This is a genomic window from Acetobacterium sp. (assembly GCF_030652775.1).
Classification (GTDB): domain Bacteria; phylum Bacillota; class Clostridia; order Eubacteriales; family Eubacteriaceae; genus Acetobacterium.
The window spans coordinates 1-15,983 of the sequence record NZ_JAUSPS010000062.1; the positions used below are offsets into that span (position 1 = coordinate 1).

Below are 15,983 nucleotides of genomic sequence, written 5' to 3' on the forward strand. Positions count from 1 at the left end.
TTGACGGTTGTTAGGGTGTTGTAAGATACCCCATGTTTCTGAAGCAGTTTTACACCATTCATGGTTTGCTCAAAAGATCCACCGTTACGGCTCTGTCGATAGCTATCATGAAACATTGCATTGCCGTCAATGCTGACGCCAATCAGAAAATCATTGACAGCAAAAAATTCACACCAGGAATCAGTCAACAAGGTAGCATTGGTCTGAAGGGTATTGCGTATTTTTCGTCCGATGCCATATTGGCGTTGATAAGCCAATGCCCGTTTGTAGAAAGCCTGGGGCGCCATAGTTGGTTCCCCGCCATGCCAGGCAAACTCGACAACGGCGTTTTGGCCGTGAATCGCTAAATTATGACGGATATAGGTTTCAAGCACCAGATCTGACATTAGCTTAGCGCTTTGATCCATCAGATCTTTTTTTTCAAGGTAATAACAATAGCGGCAATGAAGATTACAGGCTGCGCCAATGGGTTTGGCGATAATGGCATAAGTCCGGGAATCCTGTTGTGGCTTATTTTCCATCATCATTAATTCGGGGTTTTATTAATCTGGCCAATAACAGCGGCGGCTTCGCTGCCATCGTCAACGCCAATTTCTTTGGTGATGAGGGCATTAAGTTGACTGTTAAGTTTCATAATCAGGGGGGCATTGGCTTCTTTATCAGCCGCCAGGTTGACTAATTCTTGGGGATCATTCTCGAGATCAAAGAGCTGAACATCATTATTTGCATATAATTCTTCAATAGTTGTTGGCATATTGAATTTCAATGGCGAAAAGTACCGGGCAAATTTATATTTTTCGGTTGTAATCCCTCTGACAAATCCACGCTTGGAATAATCAATATCATAGCTAGTGACACCAGTTGATGGGTCGGTGGTTTGCATCATGTTGCTGTCGATCATTGAGATCATTTCATAGGCAAATAATGATCCATCTCTAATTTCGGTTTGGCTGCCATCGATCAGATCCATCAGACTGTTACCTGGGAGTCCGGCGGAAATCTCAGTTTTTTTAGCATCCGGTAGGTTTGTCATATCAATAAAGGTGGTTGCTAAGTCGATGTGGCTGGTTACGGCATCAATGGATTTCCCACCTTCATATTCGGGGTGGACGATAATTAGGGGGACATGGATATTGTTTTCGTACATAAATCCACCTTTGCCACGGAGGCCATTGGCACCTTGCATGTCACCATGGTCGCTGGTAAAGACGATGATGGTGTTATCCAACATTTCCAGATTAGATAGTTCAGAAATAATATTGTTGAGCTGGTCATCATTGTCCTGAATGCAATTATAATAATAATCACGGAAATTTTCCCAGCGGTTTTTTTCAGATGGAATCTCACCCACCCGACGGTTCCATAAATTAAAATATTCAAGTTCAGCAGGTACTCGTCCCTCAGCATCAAGCGGTTGATCCCAGGTGGAAGGAATTGCCGCCTTGGGGTAGCTGGTATCATAAATCACATTGGCTGGTGCCTCTTCAATGGCAAAGGTTGTTTGTCCCGTGTTCTGAACGGCTTCGCCATCAGTATCGGTGTCATAATACATTATATCGTGGGGATTAACGAGATTGACGGCCAGAAAAAAAGACTGTCCTGCGGCATTGGTGGCAGATCCTTTTGAGCGCAACCAGCTGACTGTATCGCCAGTGATGTTGCTGTCCTGCATGTAGCCCTGTTGAAGTTGTCCCGTAATATCGCCCTGGGTATTCCAGTCGGAAAACCCATAGCCCAGCAAACCGTTCTGTTCCTGCATGGATGGTTGGCTGGTATTATCAAAAACGCTGGTATCGCCCATATGCCACTTGCCCTTAAAAGCTGAGTAATAACCTGCCGAGAGCATCTTGTCACCGACGGTGGTGAGGTTTTCAGAAATTGGTTCCTGCCAGGGTGCTTCTGTATTATCTATCATCAGAGTATCGGTGATGTGGGTACCGGTATAAATTACTGACCGGGATGAGGTGGACACGTTGGTGCAGGTATAGTGTTTTTCAAAGGTGGTTCCCATTTTCTCCAGCAGTTCTCTGGCTTTGTAATTGGATCCTGCTGGGTACTCACCAAAATAATGTTCCTGATCGACAGTCACAAAGACAATGTTATAATTGCCATCGTTATTCTGTTGGGCATCGACATCAACTTGCGGTTCGATGGTTTGGCTGCCGGTGCTTTGAGTGCAGCTTGACACGCCTAATAAAGAGGTAGCAAGGGTGATGCCCAATGCGGCTTTTTTTATATTCATTTAGAAGACCTCCTGAATCTAATGTAAAAACTGAATACATGACCATTCTAATAGCTTTAGTGAGATGAGCTTTAAAGCGCTTGTTGCATTAAATTAAAAATATCACTATTAAAAAAGTATACCCTTACAAATCTTAGATATTCATTAAACAATTATGACAGAGCAAGAACATTTTTATAATCGATAAGTAAAGAATAATAGTAGCAACCGTGGGATATCTTTGTTAAAGCCGATTCCAGAAACATTGCCGTGAAGCGGTCTTAAGGCGGTTGGAATTGCTGTAAATTAATACTATAATATTTTGCGAAAAGACTGGATAACTTGCTGTAAAAAGGATATAATAAAACGGCTTATGATAGAGGCTCGTTATCAGTGATCTGATAAAGGCCTCTTCTTTTCGGAAAGGCAATAAAATTATAAAAATCTGGCATGCATGTCAATGACGAGATCGCATCAATGGAAATGCGATATTCATTGCCGGAAAAAGATAAGAATCAGGCAGTTTAGAAAAATTGTGCTGAACTTGCTTAATTGCGATTGCTGACTAATAAATCAATGGAGGATTATCGATTAATGATAACAGTATCAGAACTAAGTTTGAATTTTAGCGGAACAAATCTTTTTACCAACGTAAATATAAAATTTACCCCGGGAAATTGCTATGGGGTCATCGGGGCGAATGGCGCCGGAAAGACCACTTTTTTGAAAATTCTATCAGGAGAGCTCGAACCATCAACCGGTAATGTCTTTATTCCCGAAAACATGCGGATGTCGGTCTTAAAGCAGGATCATTACGCCTTTGATGAGTTTTCGGTGCTTGATACCATTATGATGGGAAATCAGCATCTTTATGCGGTCATGAAAGAAAAAGATGCCTTATATATGAAGGAAGATTTTTCCGATGAGGATGGTATCCGGGCTGGCGAGCTGGAAGGTGAATTTGCTGAAATGGGCGGCTGGGAAGCTGAGTCCGATGCGTCCCGAATTATCCAGGGCCTTGGTCTTAAGGTTGACATTCTGGATGCCAATATGGATAGCCTTAGTGGTAATGAAAAGGTTAAGGTCTTATTGGCGCAGGCCTTATTTGGCAAACCAGAGATCATCTTACTGGATGAGCCGACCAATCATTTGGATATCCAGGCGGTGGAATGGCTGGAAGAATTTTTAATGGACTATGAGGGAACCGTTATTGTGGTATCCCATGACCGTTATTTCTTAAATAATGTTTGTACCCATATCGTCGATATTGACTTTGCCAAGATTAAGGTTTATGTCGGGAACTATGATTTCTGGTATGAATCCAGCCAATTGATTCAGCGCTTACTAAAAGATCAGAATAAGAAAAATGAAGATAAAGCCAAAGAACTGCAAAACTTTATTGCCCGCTTCTCGGCCAATAAGTCCAAATCCAAACAGGCTACCTCCCGTAAGAAAATGTTGGATAAGTTAAACATCGAAGATATGCCATCGTCATCCCGAAAATATCCCTGGGTTGGATTCCAGATTGATCGGGAGCCCGGCAAAGAAATTTTAACCGTCGAGCATTTATCAAAAACCATCGATGGCGTCAAAGTTCTCAACAACGTCAGTTTCCGGGTCAACAAGGATGATAAAATTGCCTTTGTGGCAGATAACGAAATAGCCATGACGACCCTGTTTAAGATTCTGACGGAAGAAATTGAACCAGATGAAGGCAGTTTCAAATGGGGAGTCAGTACCACCCAGTCTTATTTCCCTAAAGATAACAGCGACTATTTCAATGGCTGTACCCTGAACATCTGCCAATGGCTGCAGCAGTACACCGAAGAAATCACCGAAACCTATATCCGCGGTTTTCTGGGACGGATGCTTTTTTCTGGCGATGATATTTATAAAGAAGTTCAGGTTCTCTCCGGGGGTGAAAAGGTTCGCTGCATGCTGTCCAAAATAATGATGTTTGGCTCAAACGTGCTGGTTCTTGATCAACCAACCAATCACCTGGACTTGGAATCAATCACCGCTGTCAATAATGGACTCATTGATTTCAAAGGCATTTTACTTTTTGCCAGTCATGACCATCAGTTTATGCAAACTGTGGCCAATCGAATTATTGAAATCAGAGAAGAAGGTGTCATCGATCGTTTATCAACCTATGATGAATTCATCGATTATAAGAAAAAGTTAGTTTAATATCATTATCGAGCGCATCTCAAATGACAGCTGAAAAATCTGGCATTTGAAGGTGCGCTTTTTTATTGAATTTAATCCGCTGTTCTTTTTTCTGACAATTATGCAAAAAAATGGTATAATTCAGCTAAATCATTAGAATGACTTGATTGAGGTGATTCATGGATAATAGGGTGTTTTTATTGTCAATTGTCTTTTTTATATTTTTTATTTTTTATACAATAGCAGGTCTCTACGTTTTTTTTAAATCGCCCAAAAAACCGATCAATCGGGTTTTATTAGCTGCGCTAGTGTCGCTGAGCTTATGGACTTTTGGTTTTACCATCGCAATTTCGGCCGTCGATTACGAGACGTGTTTATTTTGGCGGCGTTTTTCGGCACTCGGCTGGGGATCCTTTTTTGCAGTGCTTTTGCATTTTTCCTTAATGCTCGCAGAAAAGAAAGATCTGCTCAAGCGCTGGTGGGTATATATTCTTCTATATTTGCCGGCAGGAATTGTTGTTTTTGCTTTTGCCATTTCAAATAACCTGGCACCGACTCTGTTCAACCTGGTTGAGACAGAGTGGGGTTGGATCAACCAGGCTCAAAATACCGTTTGGGATTTGTTTTATAGCAGCTATTATATTGGTTATTCACTGGCCAGTATGGTGATGATCTGGCGCTGGGGCCTTCAGCATGAAGAACCCCAAATAAAAAAACAATCACGCATTATTATTGGATTCTATTTTTTAGCTTTTCTGCTGGGAACGCTAACCGATATCATTAGCAATACTTATTTGGGAATTGCTATTCCTCAGATGGCACCGATTTTTCTTTTGTTACCGGTTTTTAGTATGTTCTATACAAAAAACTACTTCGGCGTAATCAGCGCTCGACCGGAAAAACTGGGAAGCAGGAACTTAAATATTATCTCAACAAAAAAAGTATATATCTATCTTTCCATGGCAATGATTTTTGGCGGCGTACTGAATTTTGTTACCCAGTATCTAGTCAGCAAAGAATCAAGCCTGGGCGAAGTTCTGGTTATGAGTGGGATATTGATTTCTTTTGGATTGATGATTCAGCTTGTTCAAAGGCTGAAGCAGTCGGATCACCTGAAGGATTATCTCAGTGTTTCGTTACTGGCAGTTTTGATTCCCATCGTCACCCTGGAGTTTGCAAAATTTGGAGCAGTTACGATTTGGGCTTTTCCATTTATCCTGATTATTGCATTTTTAGTATTTAAAGAAAAAATCCTACTGGGTATCATGACAGTATCAATTATTTCGACTCAGATTATTGTATGGGTGATGGTGCCTCTGACATACGTGAAAGTAAGCGGGGTTGATTATTCGGTAAGAATTGGCTTGTTTTGTATTGCGATCTGGTTATGCTATTACATCAATAAATTATTTTTAGTGCGGCTTGATGAAACGGCCGAAAAAATGGAACTGCAGGAACTGATCACCCAAATTTCATCAGATTGTGTCGGGATCAATCAGCAGAATTTTACGGAGAATATCGATTATTTGTTAAAAAAAAGCTGTGAGTTTTTTTTCGTTGATCGAGCTTATATCTGTTTGTTTGACCCGGAACATGAAAACTTTTCCTGCCTCCAAGATTATTGTCAGCCTGGTATTAAGTCGGGTAAAGAGCGGATTCAAAATCTGCCTATTGATGGTAGTCACTGGCGCATGGAGAAAATTCTGGGCAATGAGATATTTGTGGCATCAGATCTCAGCAAACTTCCGGATTTTGTCAACGCCGAGCTTTTTAATATGGAAATTAACCTAATTAAATCCCAGATTATTGCCCCTATTGCCAGCAAAGAGAAAATTATTGGCTTCTGGGGATTTGACACAGAGACAAAGGTGCTGGAATGGCAGGACGACCACCTGAATTTTGCCAAAATCATTGCGAACATTCTCGGCGATACGATTTCCCGGATTGACTCGGAAAAGGAACTGAGTTATCGGGCTCATTATGACGAGATTACCAAGTTGCCAAATCGGAATCTATTTACAAACTACCTGTATTTCAGCATCGTTAAACAAGAGTTTACTGACACGCATTTAGGGATTATTTTTCTGGATCTGGATTCGTTTAAAACGGTTAATAATACTGTTGGCCATGAAATGGGCGATGAGTTGCTCTATCTAGTTGGGGAAAAAATTAAACGAGTGGTAGATAAAACGGATCTGGTTTCCCGTTTCAGCGGTGATGAATTTTTAATCATGGTCAGTCACATAAAAAACAAAGATGAAATGGCTGTGATTGCTGAAAAACTGATGAGTATTTTTGATGAACCCTTTATTCTCAGGGGACAGGAATTTTTCATGACTGCCAGTGCCGGGATTGCACTCTATCCCATCGATGGAAAAGACCCGGAAACATTAATTATGAATGCTGACATTGCCAAATACAAAGCCAAAGAAAAAGGCCGGAATCAATATCTTCTATGTTCTTCCGATATGAAAGAGGAAGTAAATCGTCAGAATCAGCTCACAAGTTTTCTTTATCGTGCCCTGGAAAAAAACGAATTATTTATTAACTATCAACCCCAGGTATGTCTGAATACCGGGAAGGTGACCGGTGTTGAGTCGCTCTTGCGGTGGCAGCATCCGGAGTTGGGGCTGATTTCCCCGGCGGTGATCATACCGCTGGCCGAAAAAACGAGTTTGATTAATCCCATCGGCGAATGGGTGCTTGAAACAGCCTGTCGGCAAAACAAGGCCTGGCAGGATATGGGCATGGAACCGATTCTGATGGCTGTTAATATTTCGGCCAGCCAGTTTAAAAACCCGAACCTGATCAGCCAGGTTGAGGGGATTCTGAAAAAGACCGGTCTTAAACCTGAGTATCTGGAAGTAGAAATTACTGAGAGTACCGCTATTTTAGAATTGAATGAGATTATCTGCAAACTCAATGGCTTGAAGGAGATTGGAGTTTCCCTCGCCATCGATGATTTTGGAACTGAGTATTCTTCCCTCGGGCGTCTAAAAATGCTGCCGTTGGATCGGCTTAAAATGGACAAGCAGTTTGTCGATGGGATTGGCTCTGATCACAAAGATCAGGCCATTGCCAAAGCGATAATCCAGTTGGGTAAAAGTCTTGGATTGTCCGTAGTGGCTGAAGGGGTCGAGGATGAAAATCAGGTTTCCTTTTTAAAAACAGCCCAATGTGATTTGATCCAGGGATATTATTACTACAAGCCCCTTGATGCGGCGGCGATTGCAAAAATTTTAAAACAACAGAGCTGAGCTGAGCTAAGTAGATGCATACTTGACAACAATGATAAAGCCCAGTCTGAAAATTGAACTGCGGTAAAAACTTATGAGCAACTCAAATTTATGGATAAAGGCTATTTTGTTGATTTTTTAACAATTATTTTGACGATTAACAACTAAAAAATTTACAAAGCCAGGAGCTTGGTTTATAATTGAGTAAATTAGATGAATCTGATCGAGAGGCTTAAAATGGACAAAAAAGAAGTAATACATCTTGCGGAAGACTTTATTGCAAGCTCCGTGGATAACCGGATAAAAATGGAAAGCGAAGCACCTAGCGAGTTAGTTGGTGAGAAAATATACGATGCTCCAATTTTCGGATTTTGTGATGCCAGTGACGAGGTGTTTGCAATATTAAAGGAACCGGAGGTGATTGGCTGTCATTTCCGGAATCCTCGGGAGTGGTTGCCAACAGCACAAACCGTGATCTCGTTTTTTCTGCCCTATAGCGAGGCCGTGAAAGCCAGCAACCGAGAACAGAAAATCTGGCCTTCATGGGGATGGTTGGTTGGTCGGGTTGAAGGTCACCGATTATTGCGATCCTTGTTATCACAGCTTGAAACGAACCTAAAAAAAGCTGGCTATGCCACCATCATACCATCCATGGATAAAAAGTTCTTTAGTATTACCGAACCCATTGAAGAGCTCTGCGGTGAACCCCTGGCATTTACCAGCAACTGGTCAGAACGTCATATCGCCTATCTATCAGGATTGGGAACCTTTGGTCTGTCAAAGGGGCTGATCACGGAAAAAGGAATCGCCGGAAGGTTCGGCAGTCTGGTCACTGAATTACAGTTAGAACCCAATCAACGCCCTTATGAAATCTATAACGCTTATTGCACCCAGTGTGGTGCTTGTGTCAAACAATGTCCGGTGAAAGCTATCTCCATCGAAAAAGGAAAAGACCATCGACTGTGCAGTATTTTTTTGGATAAAACGGCGGAAAAATTCAAGCCCCGGTATGGCTGTGGCAAATGTCAGGTCAATGTCCCCTGTGAAAACGGCATACCAGGACAGAAAAAATAATTTGAGTGAGCAGATATGACAAAAGTTTACTCTTGTTTAGTTGAAGCGTATTGACGATAAATAAGAGAGTAGAAAAACAAATATAATCGAAGCTGGCGGTAATCGCAGAGAATCAGCCAGTCGATTCGAAAACGATGGAGTCAGATAATGTTAACTGAAAAGTATAAAAAACTGGAAGAATTAGAAAAAGTTATCGAGTTTACCTATCCTGGCATCACCCTATTGATTCGGGACTGTAATCTGGGTGATCTGGGATCAAAGTACAAGGTCGGAATGGTATTAAAAGAGCTGGGTTTTACCGATGCCAGTTTGCGTCGGGGAGGTATAGCTACGACCCATCGCTTGGCAATCTTATCCAACCATTATGCTAATATGCAGGCTTATGAGCATGAGACGCATTGGGGCTTATGTGTCATGGAAGCGGGTTCGCATTTTAAGGTTTTAGATACCTTTACTTGCGGAGATAAAACTCAGATTATCCTGCTCCACTTGCCGGAAAAAGGCTGGGAAGTCTTTGACGAAGTAGCCACCGATATTGATCAGCAGGTGGTGGAGATCGTCCGGGAAGGATTTGCGCACTGCCTCGATCTGCCACCAATTCCTGAGCTTGCTACCCAGAGTTGGTTCAGCCGCTGCCACTATCCCATTGGGATGTCTGAAAGTGGGGAGTATTTTCCGCTGGGAGAGTATTAGAAAGGAGTAAAAAGAAATGATTTATTTTTTAATAATTGCAGTTCTTGGATTAGCTTTTTTTCTGGCCGGTATTCGTATTATTCGCCCGACAAGTCGGGGGCTGATTGAAACAATGGGAAAGTACACAAAATACGCAGAACCAGGTTTTCACTGGATTATAATTGGTGTGCAACGACTTTTTGTCGTCAATATTACGGAGCAGATGTTTAATGCTGAGCCACAGGTTATCATCACTAATGACAACCTAAACGCTACCGTCGATGCGCAGATTTATTTTAAGGTTAAATCAGACGAAGAGAGTGTCAAAAACTCGGTTTATAATGTCAATAATTATAAGGTGCAAATCGTTAATCTAGCTCGGACCACATTGCGAAATATTATTGGCACGATGACCTTAAAATCTGCCAATAGTGAACGCAGCATAATTAATACAGATTTGCTTAAGACATTAAAAGAAGAAACAGATAAGTGGGGGATTGATATTGTCAGAGCAGAATTAAGAGAAATTGATCCGCCCCAGGACGTTCAGGAAACCATGAATAAGGTGGTCAAAGCCGAAAATGAAAAAGTCGCTGCGATTGATTTCGCTACTGCCGCAGAAACTACAGCAGATGGAGTAAAACGAGCGGAGATTAAAAAAGCTGAAGGAATAAAACAAGCCAGAATTCTTGAAGCGGAGGGTGAGGCGTTTGCAATAAAATTAGTGAACGAAGCAGCGGAAAAGTATTTCATTGGCAATGCTCAAATTCTAAAACAATTACAAACCACCGAGATAGCACTTAAAAATAATGCTAAGATTGTAATTCCTTCTGATACCCAGCTAATCAATGTCATTGGGGAGATGTCCGGGGTGATACCGATAGAAAACCATAATATGAGTTCTTTAAAAAGCAGCGAACATTGATTTGCTGCTTTTTTTATTCGATGGAACGACGATCCGGCTCAGAAGATTTAAGGAATGGTCTGTTTAAAATATTCGGTATGGTTAAAGAGCTGCGTTCGGGGGTAGATATAGTTACATGATGAACATTAAATAAAACGATAGGTTGAATCGAAATTAAGTAAAAGAATGTAAATGGGGTGAGTAAATTGGATGATCAAAAAGCCGGGCCGATAAAAGACAAAGAGTCATTTTTTGAAGAGCTTTTTCGATATAATCAGGAAATTATGCTTCTGATTAATCCTGATACGCTTAAAATTGAAGATTGCAATCGTTCAGCCTGTTTGTTTTATGGAAAAACCCATGATGAGATGGTAACTTATAAAATTACTCAATTCAATTGTCTCAGTGAAGATCAACTTAAAAAAGAAGTTGAGCAGGCACAAAATAGAGAACGCAATCAGTTTTATTTTAAGCATCGTTGCTTTAATGCCGAGATCAAAGACGTTGAGGTGCGGTCTAGTCCCGTTTCTTTGGATGGCCGGAATTATTTGCTTTCAATTGTAACAGATATCAGTGGTTTGCAGCTCGATAGCGATGCCTTGCGAAAAGAAAACACAGTATTGGAGAAACGAGTCGCTGAACGCACCTATGCTTTGAAAGAGCTTAATGATCAGTTGCTTTCCGCTAAAGCTGAGTTGGAACGGGAAATGGTTTTTATTCAAGCTTTGTTTGAAAGTATCCCGGGTTACCTATACGTCTACGATGAAGCGGGAAGACTGATCAAATGGAATAAAAAACATGAAGAGATGACCGGCTATTCGGCCGATGAACTGGCGAATATGACGCTGGAGCAGTGGTTTGAGGGCGATGATCTGGTCAGAGTCATGGCGGCTGTGGACGATGTGTTTAAGAAGGGTTATGGCGAGGTCGAAGCCAATCTGATTACCAAAGGCGGAAAAAAACTGCTCATCCGTTCCAACGGTGTGATAATGACCCTTGATGGAAAAAACTATTTTACCGGGGTGGGAATCGATATAGCAGAAAGCAAACGCCTGGAAGCTGAACTTGCAAAAGAAAGTAAACTGCTCGAAATAACTTTGGTTTCCGTGGGGGATGGGGTCATCTCCAGTGACAAGGATGGCCGTGTTTTGTTTATTAACCGGGTGGCAGAAGAATTGACGGGTTGGACAAAAAATGAAGCCTTAGGAAGACCCATCGAAACCGTATTTAACATCATCAATGATATTAACCGCGAGAAAGCTGGAAATATTGTTAAAGAAGTCATTAAAACAAAAGAAATCCGGGAGTTGGATAATCATACCCTGTTGATTGCCAGAGACGGCAGTGAACGAACCATCGAGGACAGTGCAGCGCCAATTATTGATGAAAATGGCGAAGTTCTGGGGGTCGTTCTGGTCTTTCGTGATTATACCGAGAAGAAGCAGAAACTGGATCAGATTGAGTATTTGAGCTATCATGATCAGCTCACCGGCCTTTATAATCGGCGATTTTATGAAGAAGAACTCGCTCGAATGGATACCCCAAGAAACTTACCATTGTCTTTGATTATGGGTGATGTCAATGGATTAAAACTGGTAAATGATAGTTTTGGACATATTATGGGTGATGAATTATTAATAAAAGCGGCCGCAACGATTACTAAAGCATGTCGCACCGATGATGTGGTGGCAAGGTTGGGTGGTGACGAATTTGTCGTGCTATTACCAAAAACAAATCAAATAGAAGCGGAAGAAATCATCGCTCGCATCGAAGAATTGGCCAAAACAGAACAAGTGGGTACGGTAGAACTTTCCATTTCATTTGGTTTTGAAACAAAGATTGATGAAGAAGAAGACATTCAGCGGATCTTTAAAAGAGCTGAAGACTATATGTATCGGCGGAAACTGACCGAAAGTCTGGGAATGCGGAACAAAACTGTCGGCATGGTGATCGAAACCTTATTTGATAAATACCAGAAAGAAATGTTCCATTCGGAACGGGTCAGTCGACTGTCAGCTGAGGTCGGAAGTATAATCGGGCTGAATTCCAAGGACTCCCATGATCTTCAAACAGCCGGCTTGATGCATGATATTGGCAAGATCGGGATTGCTGAGGGGATTCTCGATAAGCCTGAAAAACTGAGCGAAAAGGATTGGATAGAAATACGACGTCATCCAGAAATTGGATACCGTATTTTAAGCTCCGCCAATGAATTTGCTGAAATAGCTGATCATATTTTAGAACACCATGAGCATTGGGATGGCAGTGGCTATCCCAAAGGACTTAAAGGCGAAGAGATCTCGTTGGAAGCTCGGATTATTGCCATTGCCGATGCCTATGATGCGATGACCAGAATGCGTCTGCATATGGATGATCTTACAGTGGAAGAAGCCATCGAAGAAATTAACCGTTGTTCCGGTACGCAGTTTGATCCGGAAATTGCCAGGGTTTTCATTGATATGATCGAAAACGAAAGTTGAAATAGATTTGTCAGGAAATTAACCCGGCCGATCCATTAGAGGATAGGGCTGGGTTAATTGTGTTTTTTCAGATTGCGAAGATTCTGGAACATGACGCCGAAGGTCTCGTGTTTGACTTGAGTCGGGTCAAATTTCAACAGCTTAAAGGTGATTTGCACACAAAAACCGATGGCAAAAGCCGAGATCACCGTGCCTATGCCAACCATCCCGCCCAGGAGCCAACCAATTAGGACGACACTGACTTCCAGAATGCCTCGGCACAAGCCAACCGGCAGCCTCGTTTTTCGGGTTACCGCCACCATCAGGCTATCCCGGGGACCGGCACCAAAGCCAGATGCAATGTAAAAGTATGTCCCCAGCGAAATGATAAAGAGACCTAAAATATGAAATACGGTTCCAATCCAGAAATTATTAAAAAGCGGAATGAAATCTAAAAATAGGATGAGATCCAAGAATAGACCGATCATAAACATATTAAAAATGGTGCCTAACCCTATTTTTTCACCTAACAGAAAGACGATGACCACAATAATGGCGCCCACTGCCGTGTTCACCAGGCCAATGCTGACCCCTAGGGTTTGACTGATCCCACTGTGGAGAACCTCCCAGGGAGCATAACCAATATTTGCCCGCATGGTCACAATAATGCCCAATCCATAAAGAAAGAGTCCAAAATTCAGCTTGAGAAATCTAAAAATGTATCCAGTCATAATGCCCTCCTTTAAGAATAATGTTCCCAGTATAACATAAAACTATTAGCGGGCAAAGACCAAATCGTGATGGCTTGAAAATATTTGAATCTGTTGATTACATGTTTAACTTATTTAAAAATGTGGTATACTATAAGCAGCAAAATAGAACAGATGGAGCGTAGCGCTTCGGGAGGTTAGAGATGAAAGTATTAGGCATTAATGGGAGTCCCCATGGAGAAGGAAACACATTTACGGCGTTGAGTATTGCCGGCGAAATTTTTGCTCAGGAAAGCATTGATTTAGAAATTTTCAATGTTGGCATGAAAGCAGTACAGGGTTGTACGGGCTGTAATGCTTGCAGCAAAAATAAAAATGAGCAGTGTATCTTTACCAAAGATGTTGTGAATGAAGGGATTCAAAAAATTAAAGAAGCAGATGGCGTTATTTTTTCCAGTCCTGTTCACTTTTCTGGGATCAGCGGAAATATGAAGTCATTTCTAGATCGAGCCTTCTATGTCGCTGGCGCCAATGGCGGATTATTTCGTCACAAGGTGGCCGGAGCGCTGGTGGCGGTCAGACGTTCTGGCGGGGTGGCAACCATTGATCAATTGAATCACTATATCACCTACTCGGAAATGGTGATGGCAACCGGCAACTATTGGAATGTTATCCATGGCCGTACCGCCGGAGAAGCATCTCAGGATACTGAGGGCGCTCAGACCATTGAGGTCATGGCAGCGAACATGGTTTGGCTGATGCGTCTTATCGAAAACGGTAAAGGTGTTGTTGCTGAGCCACATCCCTTTAAAAAAGTATATATGCATTTTGTCAGATAAAGCAGGAACGTTTCAGCCAATAAAAAAAACACGGTTAACGTGTTTTTTTATTGGTTATTTAAATATCATCTTGACGGGTCCGACGCCGCCATCGATATCAATGCGATGGGGTGCAGATTTAGATCCGGTTCCGGATTCAGAAATACTCGCACCATTGACGGTAATGGGGCCGACACCCTGGTCAGCAGTTATAAAATAATCATTAACATTGGCGTTGATGTCCAGACTGGTCTGACCGACGCCACAGTCGATTTCCAAATCTCCAGTGATGATTCCCTGAATGTTGATGAGTCCGACGCCGCCTTTGATTTCAAAATCATTGAGTTTTACGTCGGTAAAATAAACAGCACCAGCGCCACCGCTGAGTTTACCGGAATTTGCCTGAAGCTGATCGGCGACAATTTCACCGGCGCCCTGTTTGATGGTCAGTTCGTCAGTGATAATTTGTGACAATTCACCACGACCGGCACCAATCTCAAGTTCCAGTTTTTTCAAGTGGGTGTTACTGGGAATGATAATCACAAGATCAGGCGCACGATCCTTGCCGATCAGGTTAGGAATAATGTTGGTGTTCCCGCTATCTTCGATGATAAGTTCGCCATCATCGAGGGTGGCGGTTAGACTCGCGGGAACATCAGACCCTTCTACTCGAAAAGCATCCCCGGTTTTAAGGGTAATACTACCGGCATTGAAATTAATAAAAACAGATTCCAACTCACCGGTGAAATCCTGCTGAAAGCTATCTCCACCCTCGTTGATTTGGGTTCTGTTTTCCATCAGACCAAACCCCCTCATGATCGCTACGCCGCCATTGACAATGCTGGCGATGATCCCCAAGGCCAATACCAGCCCAAAGGCAATGGCCAGGTATTTAATCCAACTTTGATTGGTATTCATTTGACTTCTGTACCCCCAAAGATATTCGTGCTGTTGATGTAAATAGTCGGTGGATTTTCGCCCAGCGGTTTGTTGGTCTTGTTTGATGCTCCACCAAAAATGGGCGTGGTTGACATTTCCACCCGAACATTGCTAGGAACCATCATATCAATGCCGCCAAAGACTGCTGTGGCCGAGATATAAATATCTTCGCTGATAACGGCCTGGCGCAAATCAAGAGAAATACTTCCAAAAACCGCAGTCAGATTGGCGCCGTTGAATTGTTCGCCGGGAAAGTTTATTTCCTGGCCGCCAAAAACTGCTGAATAATCAGGAAGACCATCCTTCGTCATACCTTGAATCAACTTGGCATTTTTACTGAGTCGATCCTTGAACATTATACTCAACCCAATGGCAATAATAATGATGGGAAAGATCAGGTCGCCCAGTAGTTCCCCATTAAAGTAGCCTTGGGCTGAAATGAATAATAATACCCCAATCCCCAATCCAATGGTATTCCAAAGCTGTACGCCGTTTTGCACCATACTGATGGCACAGGGAACAATAATAAACAAGGTCCACCAGCCGGCGAAAAATAATTCAAAATTCCACAGACCGAAGACATTTCCGGCAAAACCAAGGCCGATAGCGACCAATAAAAGCCCCCATAACAAATTACCTACTCGATTTCTCATTTTTTTCTCCTTATTTCGAAATTTTCTTTATTATACCATGCATCTAGGAAAATAAAAATTCTTCCAGAATTTATTTAATATAGAGAAATAAATCGAATTAAGGCTTTATTATAATTGACTAATTGAAA

General features: G+C 42.0%; 12 protein-coding genes. 7 read left to right on the top strand and 5 right to left on the bottom strand.

Annotated features, from left to right (window positions below; genetic code table 11):
• Both Q7J41_RS10660 and Q7J41_RS10665 read right to left on the bottom strand, forming a co-directional pair.
• Positions 1–527 (bottom strand): radical SAM protein (locus Q7J41_RS10660; RefSeq protein WP_304887892.1); only part of this gene is annotated, 527 nt, incomplete at its 3' end.
• Entirely contained in the window at positions 527–2,242 is a 1,716-nt protein-coding gene (locus tag Q7J41_RS10665; RefSeq protein ID WP_304887894.1) for a sulfatase-like hydrolase/transferase, read from the bottom strand. The genes Q7J41_RS10660 and Q7J41_RS10665, both read right to left, overlap by 1 nt.
• A gap of 573 nt (positions 2,243–2,815) precedes the next feature.
• On the opposite strand from Q7J41_RS10665, the gene Q7J41_RS10670 reads away from it, so the two are divergent.
• From Q7J41_RS10670 to Q7J41_RS10695, 6 genes are all read left to right on the top strand, one after another.
• Positions 2,816–4,411, top strand: coding sequence for an ABC-F family ATP-binding cassette domain-containing protein (locus tag Q7J41_RS10670; protein ID WP_304887896.1), 1,596 nt, complete (start codon positions 2,816–2,818; stop codon positions 4,409–4,411).
• Positions 4,412–4,569: 158 nt separating this feature from the next.
• Positions 4,570–7,647 (top strand): EAL domain-containing protein, encoded by a 3,078-nt coding sequence (locus tag Q7J41_RS10675; protein WP_304887898.1) that lies wholly within the window; start codon positions 4,570–4,572, stop codon positions 7,645–7,647.
• A gap of 216 nt (positions 7,648–7,863) precedes the next feature.
• Positions 7,864–8,700, top strand: coding sequence for a 4Fe-4S binding protein (locus Q7J41_RS10680; protein ID WP_304887900.1), 837 nt, complete (start codon positions 7,864–7,866; stop codon positions 8,698–8,700).
• A 147-nt stretch (positions 8,701–8,847) separates the two neighbouring features.
• Entirely contained in the window at positions 8,848–9,393 is a 546-nt protein-coding gene (locus Q7J41_RS10685) for a hypothetical protein (RefSeq protein WP_304887902.1), read from the top strand.
• Positions 9,394–9,409: 16 nt separating this feature from the next.
• Positions 9,410–10,297, top strand: coding sequence for an SPFH domain-containing protein (locus tag Q7J41_RS10690; RefSeq protein WP_304887904.1), 888 nt, complete (start codon positions 9,410–9,412; stop codon positions 10,295–10,297).
• A gap of 185 nt (positions 10,298–10,482) precedes the next feature.
• The gene (locus Q7J41_RS10695; RefSeq protein WP_304887906.1) at positions 10,483–12,756 is read left to right on the top strand and encodes a PAS domain S-box protein; all 2,274 of its coding nucleotides are present in this window, start codon (positions 10,483–10,485) and stop codon (positions 12,754–12,756) included.
• Between the two features lie 53 nt (positions 12,757–12,809).
• Here Q7J41_RS10695 and Q7J41_RS10700 read toward each other — a convergent pair whose 3' ends face one another.
• Complete coding sequence (locus tag Q7J41_RS10700) at positions 12,810–13,466, bottom strand: YitT family protein (protein WP_304887908.1); 657 nt, start codon at positions 13,464–13,466, stop codon at positions 12,810–12,812.
• A 182-nt stretch (positions 13,467–13,648) separates the two neighbouring features.
• Here Q7J41_RS10700 and Q7J41_RS10705 point away from each other — a divergent pair, with 182 nt between their 5' ends.
• Positions 13,649–14,284 carry a flavodoxin family protein gene (locus tag Q7J41_RS10705; RefSeq protein ID WP_304887911.1) on the top strand — a complete coding sequence of 212 codons (636 nt, stop codon included), beginning with the start codon at positions 13,649–13,651 and terminating at the stop codon, positions 14,282–14,284.
• Positions 14,285–14,338: 54 nt separating this feature from the next.
• On the opposite strand, the gene Q7J41_RS10710 is transcribed toward Q7J41_RS10705, so the two are convergent.
• Together Q7J41_RS10710 and Q7J41_RS10715 are read right to left on the bottom strand one after the other, a co-directional pair.
• Complete coding sequence (locus Q7J41_RS10710; protein WP_304887913.1) at positions 14,339–15,181, bottom strand: DUF4097 family beta strand repeat-containing protein; 843 nt, start codon at positions 15,179–15,181, stop codon at positions 14,339–14,341.
• Complete coding sequence (locus Q7J41_RS10715) at positions 15,178–15,855, bottom strand: LiaF domain-containing protein (RefSeq protein ID WP_304887915.1); 678 nt, start codon at positions 15,853–15,855, stop codon at positions 15,178–15,180. Before Q7J41_RS10715 ends, Q7J41_RS10710 begins: the two co-directional genes overlap by 4 nt.
• Positions 15,856–15,983 lie beyond the last annotated feature (128 nt).

What these genes read in the sequence shown, in the direction of transcription:
- Q7J41_RS10665 (WP_304887894.1), bottom strand. Translation starts at nt 2,242, where the DNA reads ATGAATATAAAAAAAGCCGCATTGGGCATCACCCTTGCTACCTCTTTA.
- Q7J41_RS10670 (WP_304887896.1), top strand. Translation starts at nt 2,816, where the DNA reads ATGATAACAGTATCAGAACTAAGTTTGAATTTTAGCGGAACAAATCTT.
- Q7J41_RS10675 (WP_304887898.1), top strand. Translation starts at nt 4,570, where the DNA reads ATGGATAATAGGGTGTTTTTATTGTCAATTGTCTTTTTTATATTTTTT.
- Q7J41_RS10680 (WP_304887900.1), top strand. Translation starts at nt 7,864, where the DNA reads ATGGACAAAAAAGAAGTAATACATCTTGCGGAAGACTTTATTGCAAGC.
- Q7J41_RS10685 (WP_304887902.1), top strand. Translation starts at nt 8,848, where the DNA reads ATGTTAACTGAAAAGTATAAAAAACTGGAAGAATTAGAAAAAGTTATC.
- Q7J41_RS10690 (WP_304887904.1), top strand. Translation starts at nt 9,410, where the DNA reads ATGATTTATTTTTTAATAATTGCAGTTCTTGGATTAGCTTTTTTTCTG.
- Q7J41_RS10700 (WP_304887908.1), bottom strand. Translation starts at nt 13,466, where the DNA reads ATGACTGGATACATTTTTAGATTTCTCAAGCTGAATTTTGGACTCTTT.
- Q7J41_RS10705 (WP_304887911.1), top strand. Translation starts at nt 13,649, where the DNA reads ATGAAAGTATTAGGCATTAATGGGAGTCCCCATGGAGAAGGAAACACA.
- Q7J41_RS10710 (WP_304887913.1), bottom strand. Translation starts at nt 15,181, where the DNA reads ATGAATACCAATCAAAGTTGGATTAAATACCTGGCCATTGCCTTTGGG.
- Q7J41_RS10715 (WP_304887915.1), bottom strand. Translation starts at nt 15,855, where the DNA reads ATGAGAAATCGAGTAGGTAATTTGTTATGGGGGCTTTTATTGGTCGCT.